Annotated in this window: 6 protein-coding genes; 4 read left to right on the top strand and 2 right to left on the bottom strand. The window is 33.3% G+C overall.

Translation table 11 applies throughout. From position 1 onward, the window contains the following. Window positions 1-322: 322 nt before the first annotated feature. On the bottom strand, window positions 323-2,341 hold the full coding sequence (locus NO995_RS15380; protein WP_258228268.1) for a putative porin: 2,019 nt from the start codon (window positions 2,339-2,341) through the stop codon (window positions 323-325). 418 nt (window positions 2,342-2,759) lie between these two features. On the opposite strand from NO995_RS15380, the gene NO995_RS15375 reads away from it, so the two are divergent. The 4 genes from NO995_RS15375 to ppk2 all read left to right on the top strand — a co-directional run bounded on the left by NO995_RS15375 (window position 2,760) and on the right by ppk2 (window position 7,862). Then, window positions 2,760-3,359 (top strand): ribonuclease HII, encoded by a 600-nt coding sequence (locus tag NO995_RS15375; RefSeq protein WP_258228278.1) that lies wholly within the window; start codon window positions 2,760-2,762, stop codon window positions 3,357-3,359. 71 nt (window positions 3,360-3,430) lie between these two features. Next, entirely contained in the window at window positions 3,431-5,866 is a 2,436-nt protein-coding gene (locus NO995_RS15370; RefSeq protein WP_258228267.1) for a ribonuclease HII, read from the top strand. An 85-nt stretch (window positions 5,867-5,951) separates the two neighbouring features. After that, window positions 5,952-7,001 (top strand): nucleoid-associated protein, encoded by a 1,050-nt coding sequence (locus NO995_RS15365; RefSeq protein WP_258228266.1) that lies wholly within the window; start codon window positions 5,952-5,954, stop codon window positions 6,999-7,001. Window positions 7,002-7,061: 60 nt separating this feature from the next. Continuing rightward, on the top strand, window positions 7,062-7,862 hold the full coding sequence (gene ppk2 / locus NO995_RS15360; RefSeq protein ID WP_258228265.1) for a polyphosphate kinase 2: 801 nt from the start codon (window positions 7,062-7,064) through the stop codon (window positions 7,860-7,862). Window positions 7,863-7,930: 68 nt separating this feature from the next. Here the strand turns inward: ppk2 and NO995_RS15355 are convergent, their stop codons facing one another. Continuing rightward, window positions 7,931-8,344 (bottom strand): hypothetical protein, encoded by a 414-nt coding sequence (locus NO995_RS15355; RefSeq protein WP_240575354.1) that lies wholly within the window; start codon window positions 8,342-8,344, stop codon window positions 7,931-7,933. Window positions 8,345-8,363 lie beyond the last annotated feature (19 nt).

Genomic DNA, 8,363 nt, shown 5'->3' with positions numbered 1-8,363 from the left:
CCGCTAACGGGCTGCAAATATACCACCCTTTTTCTCTACCAAACAAACTTTTTATCGCCTTTTTTTGAAAGTTTTTTGTCCAATGCTTATTTACAATAAGTTACATCCAAATTATTTTTGATTCAACCTAATGCTATGACTGGATTAGGACTATATACTATCTATTTTAAAAACAAAACCGCAGGTTAAATTGTATTAACCTGCGGTTGTTTTTATCTGTATTAGGGATTGAGCTATTTGCTTGAACTCTTTTTAGCAACCACCTTTGCTAAAAAAGTGAGTAGCGAAAGCCTGGTGGTTTATGTATATAAACCAAATACCATTATAAAAAGAAATTCCAAACCACCCCAAAGCGAACCGTGAAATCTCTATATGGGTTATTTGGCGCCGAATAATAATTGTATCCAGTAAATGCAGAATTAAAATGTTCGGCCTTGGCATAAATTCTGGTTTGACGGATTTTTAAGTTGATAAAAAAATCTAACATTGGGAAATCGCCATACTCTGTACTGTTCTGAACGTAGAATTCTGCCAGTAAAGGGTTGTAAGCATTCATATAATACTTAGTAAAGTATTTTAAAGTTACCCCTGTTTGCAAGAAAAGCGCCTTATCGAACATATGCGACGAAAAGTATAATGTGTTTCTAGTTGTTAAATCTGGCACATTCATTACTCCATCAGAATTTTCGTTTTGATATAATATAGTATTGTTTAAAGCAAACTTTCCTAACCTGAATTCGTTTTCAAACTTTACACGTAAATAATTAATGGTTCCTCCATACTGAAACGGACGCACCTGAAGTGTCGCATCGTCCTGAGCAAAATATACATAATCGGTAATGGTAGAATAGTCGACACTAACATTTGCCAATTCTTTATATTTTAAATGAAACGCCAGTTGCTGGGTTTCGGTATTACTAAAACTGTTTTGCCAGTTATAGTTAATATAATCACTTTGATATAATATGGTATTAAAATTAGGTGCTTTCGAACTATGATTTAGGCTTGCACTAGCAAACACATCGTCATTTAATTTAAATGAAGCTGTACCTTTAATATAGTTACCATCGAAATCTCCGGAAACGTTTAATCCTAATTCACCGGACAAATCGAATCCTTTATATTGTTTATGATACTTCCCTCCTGCTGCAAACACATCACCTTTTAATCTATTAGTTATGGTCTGACCATTTAGCACAACCAATTTATCGTACCCATAATTATAATTGGTGTTACTGATGTTGAATTGTAAATCACCTATTATATTGTTACTATAATTTAAATGTAATTGATTATAAAAACTCTCTAAAGTATTTCGATCTTTTAAACCACTACTTACAAAGGCTTCTCCAAAATAATCACTGTTTGCTGATTGACTGTATTCATTATATTTATCTTCAAATGATAATACATGCCCTAAGCTTAAATGGTTTTTATCTAAGGAATCGTTTTTCTGAACAATATTATATGAATGGTCTAAGTAAAAACGCTTCCCTTTTAGCATCGTTTCTGCATTTTCAAAATTCACTTCGAAAATAGAACGGTCTAAATGATCTTCTTCCCCTGTTTCAAAATACTCCACATTATCATCACGAATACCTGCGTTTTCCTGATTGTAAATATCCTGAGTAACGATATGTGCCTTCGCTACATACCTTCCGTTTTTTGTTTGGTAATTGGTGGTGAATCTAAAATTACCTGTACTTGCCAAAATATGCTGATACTTTCCAAGCGAACGCAACCCTTTATACGCTATTGAGAAATTAAGTTGCGGTGAAGTATTTATCGAAAAAAACGAATCTGCCAACTGCCCTTGTTCGAAAGCCGTTTTAAAAAATAGTTCTGTAAGCGGTGTTGGTACACGGTAATAGTAAATATCTTCAACTTCCATATAGTTGAAGTGCTTACCCAAAGCACCAAAACTAGGCATGAGTTTCGTATTCTGAAAATTATACGTCAGACTATTATAGGTTTGCCCCATGTTTGAAAAAGGCATAACCTCAAAATCATCTTTACGTAAATAATTAAACTTGTATTCCTTTTTTATCGTCAACGTCGTGTCGACATAGGTCGTATCGTTATCATGAGATATAATCAGGTAGTCGGTTATTTTAGCTAAATCTTTTGGTGATTGCTTTGTAGAATCTTTAACCTCTGCTATACCAAGTTCCCTACTTATTCTACTTGGTTTTTTCTGAGCCAATACAGCTTGAAACTGAAATAACAAAAAGCATACAACAGTTACTTTAATTAAAAATCTATGTTTATGTGCTTCTATACTGTTAGATGTTTTTCGCATACGCAACGCTTTTTTACTTAACGCTGTTTTTGTTATACCCATTTGTATCATTCAATTTTTCGGAACAAAAGTAATTATTTGAACGTTAAGAGCGGGGAAATATTTTAAATAAACAAAGCCAACATATATATGCTGGCTTTGTTTTAAAATATTAATCATCCTAACTATAAGATGAAATTAAAAATTTATTTGAGTTAGTCTGTCACAAACATCATAATATTATATTAAATAAACAAACAATCTCACTAAAAATTTTCAATTAAAATGATAAAAATCACCTCATTCTTTTATTTATATTTAAGAAATTACAGGATATTTTAAGATATCCGCATGTAAAGTGTCGCAATGACACACATTTTTCAATGACTCTCAAACAGTTAATAACTTCATAAACAAACTTTATTAAAACACCTTGAAACTGTTGATTATGTTATAGATTTGAACAGATTTCACAATGACTATGCTATTATTAAACCATTCGGATTTTGTTTTAGAATGTGGCACAGACGAAGCCGGTCGCGGCTGCCTGGCAGGTCCGGTTACCGCTGCCGCAGTAATTCTTCCAAAAAATTTTAAAAACAATATTCTTACCGATTCTAAACAGTTAAGTGAAAACAAACGAGATTTATTAAGACCTGTTGTTGAAACAGAAGCCTTATGTTTTGGAATAGCACACATTTTTCAGGAAGAAATTGACGAGATCAACATTTTAAATGCGTCTATATTAGCCATGCATAAATCTATTGAGCAATTATCTCCTAGTCCAGAATTTATTATTGTTGATGGTAATAAATTCAAACCGCTCAACGACATTCCGTATGAAACCATTGTAAAAGGAGACGGTAAATATTTAAGTATAGCTGCAGCTTCTATTCTAGCAAAAACATATCGTGATGAGTATATGAACAAAATTCATGAAGAATTCCCAATGTATAACTGGAAAAAGAACAAAGGGTACCCTACAAAAGAACATCGCGAAGCCATAAAAAAATACGGCGTTACCAAGTACCACCGTAAATCGTTTAGATTATTACCCGATCAATTAAAATTAGAGCTTTAACACATTATAATACACGCTTTTTACATCCTATAAAACGAAAAATATGTAGGTTTGTATAAAATAATTTATCTATGAGATTTTTTTGTTTTTCCCTTCTACTGTGTCTTACTTTTAGTTGTACAAACACCAAAACAAATCGTCAACAACCTATTGATTATATTCCAGAAAACACATCGGTTGTTTTAAAAACTTCTAATCTGGAAAGTTTAAAAAGCAGCATTAATAACAGCGATTTACTTCAAAAATTCTCAAAAACCAATCCTTACAACAACTTAGAAAGTAAACTGGAAAGTGTTTCGCTTTTAAAACCAAAAAGCGATGTATTAATTTGTTTTTCTAACACGAAAGCAGACAGCCTAGAATTTACAGTGATTACAAAATACCATGATCAACTGGTAAAAACCGACTCCTTACCCAATTATAAAGAAGAAACAATTGCAGGAAGCAAACAAAAAATTACAAAATCGACTTTCAATAAATCCACCTTTTATAGTACCGTTATAGACAGTATGTTTATAGCATCGTCATCTAAAACTATAATTGATGCCGCTTTTAACAATGATAGAATTCCGAATTCCGAATTAGAAAAAATTTACAACACCACCAGTAACGACCGTACATTATCAGCTTTAGTTAAAGCAGACAATCCGATTATAAAATCATTATTTATAGAAGACACACTCTCATTAAAAGCATTTACTAATTATCTGGCAGTTGATATTGATGTAAGCCAAAATGAAATTTATGTAAATGGTATAAGTAAAGCGAACGATTCAACCGAAAGTTTAATCAATATTTTTAAGAACACCGTTCCTCAGGAAAATCAAATTCAAAATATTACCCCTTCCAATACCGATGGCTTTTTAAGTTTCACCTTTAGAAACTTCGAAAATCTGAAAACGAATTTACAGGCTTATAAAAAACAAGATTCTATCGCTAACAACACCGAACTTTTTAACAATATAATTGAAGTTGGAGTAATTTATCAGGACAACGACCGTGCCGTTGTTTTAAACACCATAGATGTTATCGCTACCGAAGACGCTCTTATTAGCGAACAAAATACCATTGACACTTTCAGAGAAACCGAAGTCTATAGTTTTAGTAAACCAGATATATTCAGTAAAACGTTTTCACCATTAATCACTTTTAACAACGCATCCAAATATTGTATTCTGGACAACTTTTTTGTATTTGCGGATAATATGGATTTACTGCAAAACATCATCACCAATTATCAAAACAAAACCACATTAAGCGAAAAAGATGTTTTTATACAAGCAAAAGAACAACTTGTTGATGCCTCGTCTTTAATGTTAGTCGCTAATCCAACAACACTAAAACAGGTAATATCTCAAAATTTCGACGAAGAACTTAATATTAATTTAGACCACTATAATATTTCGGCGCTTCAGTTTATATACGACAACAACTTTGCACATGTAAATGGTATTATTAAAAAAGGTAAAGCTCGGGCTGAGGAAAATGCAGTTTCAGAAGAGCTAAACATTAAACTGGACAATGATATTCTAACCGACCCGCAATTTGTTAAAAACCATATAACAGGCGAAAAGGAAATTGTTGTTCAGGATATTAAAAACAACTTATATCTCATTTCGAATAAGGGAAAAATTCTTTGGAAAAAAGAACTTCAAGGCGCTGTTTTAGGAACTATTGAACAAATAGACATTTACAAAAACGGAAGACTTCAGTTTGCTTTTGCAACACCTAACCGTGTTTATGTTATTGACCGAAACGGTAAAGACGTGAGTCCGTTCCCAATGAAATTTAACGATAAAATCACACAGCCATTAGCTGTTTTCGATTACGACAAAAACAAAAATTACAGACTACTGGTTACTCAAGGCAAACACGTATTAATGTACAACGACGATGCTAAGGAAGTTAAAGGCTTCACTTTTAAATCTGCCGACAATACCATTATTACCACACCTAAACATTTCAGAATAGGATCAAAAGATTATATCGTTATAAAAACAGCCGATAAACTTTATATTTTGGATCGCACAGGTAAAACCAGAGTTACACCAAAAACAGGTTACGCCTACTCTACCGAGCCTGTTTTTGAATACAACAATACGTTTACAACAACTGGGGTAAACGGCCATTTAATTTCAGTAGACACTAAAGGTAATGTAGCTTCAAGAAACTTAAACCTTTCTGAAAAGCACTCGCTTACTACATCGACAAAATCTCTGGTAGCGCAAAGTGAAAACAAATTAACTATAAAAAACAAAACCATAGAATTAGATTATGGTAATTACACCGCTCCTGGCTTCTTTTATTTGAACGACAAAATCTATATTTCTTTCACCGATTTACAAACACACAAAGCATATCTTTTCGATAGTCAGGCTAAATTGTTACCAAACTTCCCTGTATATGGTAATTCACCAATTCAGTTAGATAATATTAATAAGGACAGAAATTTAGAATTTGTAACTAAGGGCGAAAGCAACTCCATATTATTGTATCAATTAAATTAAGTTTTTCTTCGGAAAAAATTTCAGCTAAAAACTGTTTTGAAGTCGGAGAAGTTTCAATAGTATTGCACCATTAATTCACAGCATCATGATTACAAGAAAAAACGCTTCAATATCTAAATTCATCATTCATAAAGTTGGAAATAAATTCAACAGCACAAAAAATGCCTTTTCAGAAAAGTTGGTAGAATTTGATGAAGCCAGCTACGAATTAATGTTACCATTTTTATTAAGACCTTTCGGAAGCGTGGTACAAAGTTACCGTTTTAACCACCATGCCAACATTAATCTTAATGAGATTAATTCATATTCAGCACAAATATTTAGCGATGAAAACGCTTTTATTGAAATATCGAAACATATCGTAACGCATTTATTTGAGCAGTCGACCTCTGCCAACATTAAAACCGGTGATGTTTTAATTGCCATGTTTGAAGGCATTGAATACAACGACATGACCACAAATGCGCTTGGTATTTTTAAGATTGAAAACAAAGTAAATTTTTTCCAAACCTATCTTGAAAACGACAGTTACGATGTTTTGGTACAAAAAGGCATCAGCAGTAAAAAGGTAGACAAAGGCTGTTTAATTTTAAATCAAGGTGACAACGAAGGCAATATTATTCTAACCGTTGACAACAACAACTACGATGCGCAATACTGGATTAACCAGTTTTTGAATATTAAATATGCTGACGATTCTAACAACCATACCCAACAGTATATCGATTTATGTAAAGATTTCTCTGAAGACATATTAAAATCGACTTACGGCGCACAGGAAAAAAACAACTTTCTGGCAAAAACCATAGACTTCTTTAAAGAAAACGAAGTAGTAAATGTTGAGCGTTTTAAAGATGAACTTTTTGAAGAAGACAAGCACAAAAGCATGTTCGACGACTACAAAAAAACCTTTGAAAACGAACAGAATTTAGTCCTTAGAAATCAGTTTGATGTTTCTGAACGTGTGGTTACCAAAGAAAAGAAAAAGATTAAAACCGACATTAAACTCGATACCCACTTTTCTATAAAAGTAGATATTGATGCGCCAGACGCAACCGAAGAATATTTAGAACGCGGTTACGACGAGAAGAAAAAAATGCACTACTACAAAGTATTTTTTAACGAAGAGAGTTAGCCCCAAAAGCTTCTTTGGTGGTTTCTAAAAAACCTTTCATTTTTTTATTAACTTGTAAGAATGAAAGATTCCAACAAACCAACATCTAAAGTGAGAAAGTTTAATTACGAGTTAGAACTTGCCAAATTACATACCGAACTAGTTCACCTACAGGAATGGGTGAAAACACAGGGCTTAAAAGTTGTTATTGTTTTTGAAGGACGTGATGCTTCAGGAAAAGGAGGTACTATAAAACGCTTTACCGAACCCTTGAACCCTCGCGTTTGTAAAGTTGTGGCCTTAGGTGTACCCACCGAAAAAGAAAAAACACAATGGTATTTTCAAAGATATACTCAGTATTTACCAGCTGCCGGAGAAATTGTACTCTTCGATAGAAGCTGGTATAATCGTGCCGGTGTTGAAAAAGTGATGGGATTTTGCACCGATGAAGAATACAACGAATTTTTACGATCATGCCCTGAATTTGAACGCATGTTAGTACGTAGCGGCATCATACTTTTAAAATACTGGTTTTCGGTTAGCGATGCCGAACAGGAACGCCGCTTTAAAAACCGAATTTCGAACCCCTTGAAACACTGGAAATTTAGCCCAATGGATTTAGAATCGAGATCGCGTTGGTTAGAATATTCAAAAGCCAAAGACACCATGTTTGCGCATACCGACACCAAACAAGTGCCATGGTTTGTAGTTAATTCAGATAACAAAAAGAAAGCCCGACTTAATTGTATTAGTCATGTACTAAGCCAGATTCCTTATAAGCGCATGAAAATAGACCCTATTGAATTACCGGAGCTTCCTGACTATAAAAGTTATGTGCGCCCACCTATGGATTACCAGACTTTTATTCCCGAGAAATATTAAAAAGACTTTTAAATAAAAAAGCACCCGGGACATCCTGAGTGCTTTCTATTTTTATTAAAAGACTTGTTTTAAACACCTCCCTTTAAAACATCCTGCCATTTTTTAAGTTCATCCCAATCTCCTAACTCGGCTAATTTTGCCTGAGCTGGCCAGGTATTAGTCTTTCCCCGATGTGTTGTAAATGCAGGACCAGCTTCAACCAACATATCTTCAAGAAAACTTTTAGAAGTATTCGATAACTGTCTGTAACTAATAATTCCTTTTTTATTCAATAGCCCCTCTATTTTAGGCCCAATACCTTCCACCTTAGTTAAATCCTGTTTTACATCAACTTCTGATGATGCTGTCTTGCCTCCAAAAATTTGTTTTAGAAGCCAGCCAATAATTAAACCTAAAATAAAGGCTGCCAAAAGCCATAAAAACCAAGACCAAAACACGTCTGATCCATCACAAGCTGTAGTATTTATTTGTAATAATTTCATGATTCTTTATAATTGTTAT

The sequence above is a fragment of the Aestuariibaculum sp. M13 genome (assembly GCF_024723255.1).
Lineage (GTDB): Bacteria > Bacteroidota > Bacteroidia > Flavobacteriales > Flavobacteriaceae > Aestuariibaculum > Aestuariibaculum lutulentum.
The sequence above is the reverse complement of the archived record's forward strand: the minus strand, read 5'-3'. Positions and strand labels throughout refer to the sequence as shown.

What these genes read in the sequence shown, in the direction of transcription:
- NO995_RS15355 (WP_240575354.1), bottom strand. Translation starts at nt 8,344, where the DNA reads ATGAAATTATTACAAATAAATACTACAGCTTGTGATGGATCAGACGTG.
- NO995_RS15370 (WP_258228267.1), top strand. Translation starts at nt 3,431, where the DNA reads ATGAGATTTTTTTGTTTTTCCCTTCTACTGTGTCTTACTTTTAGTTGT.
- NO995_RS15380 (WP_258228268.1), bottom strand. Translation starts at nt 2,341, where the DNA reads ATGGGTATAACAAAAACAGCGTTAAGTAAAAAAGCGTTGCGTATGCGA.
- ppk2 (WP_258228265.1), top strand. Translation starts at nt 7,062, where the DNA reads ATGAAAGATTCCAACAAACCAACATCTAAAGTGAGAAAGTTTAATTAC.
- NO995_RS15375 (WP_258228278.1), top strand. Translation starts at nt 2,760, where the DNA reads ATGCTATTATTAAACCATTCGGATTTTGTTTTAGAATGTGGCACAGAC.
- NO995_RS15365 (WP_258228266.1), top strand. Translation starts at nt 5,952, where the DNA reads ATGATTACAAGAAAAAACGCTTCAATATCTAAATTCATCATTCATAAA.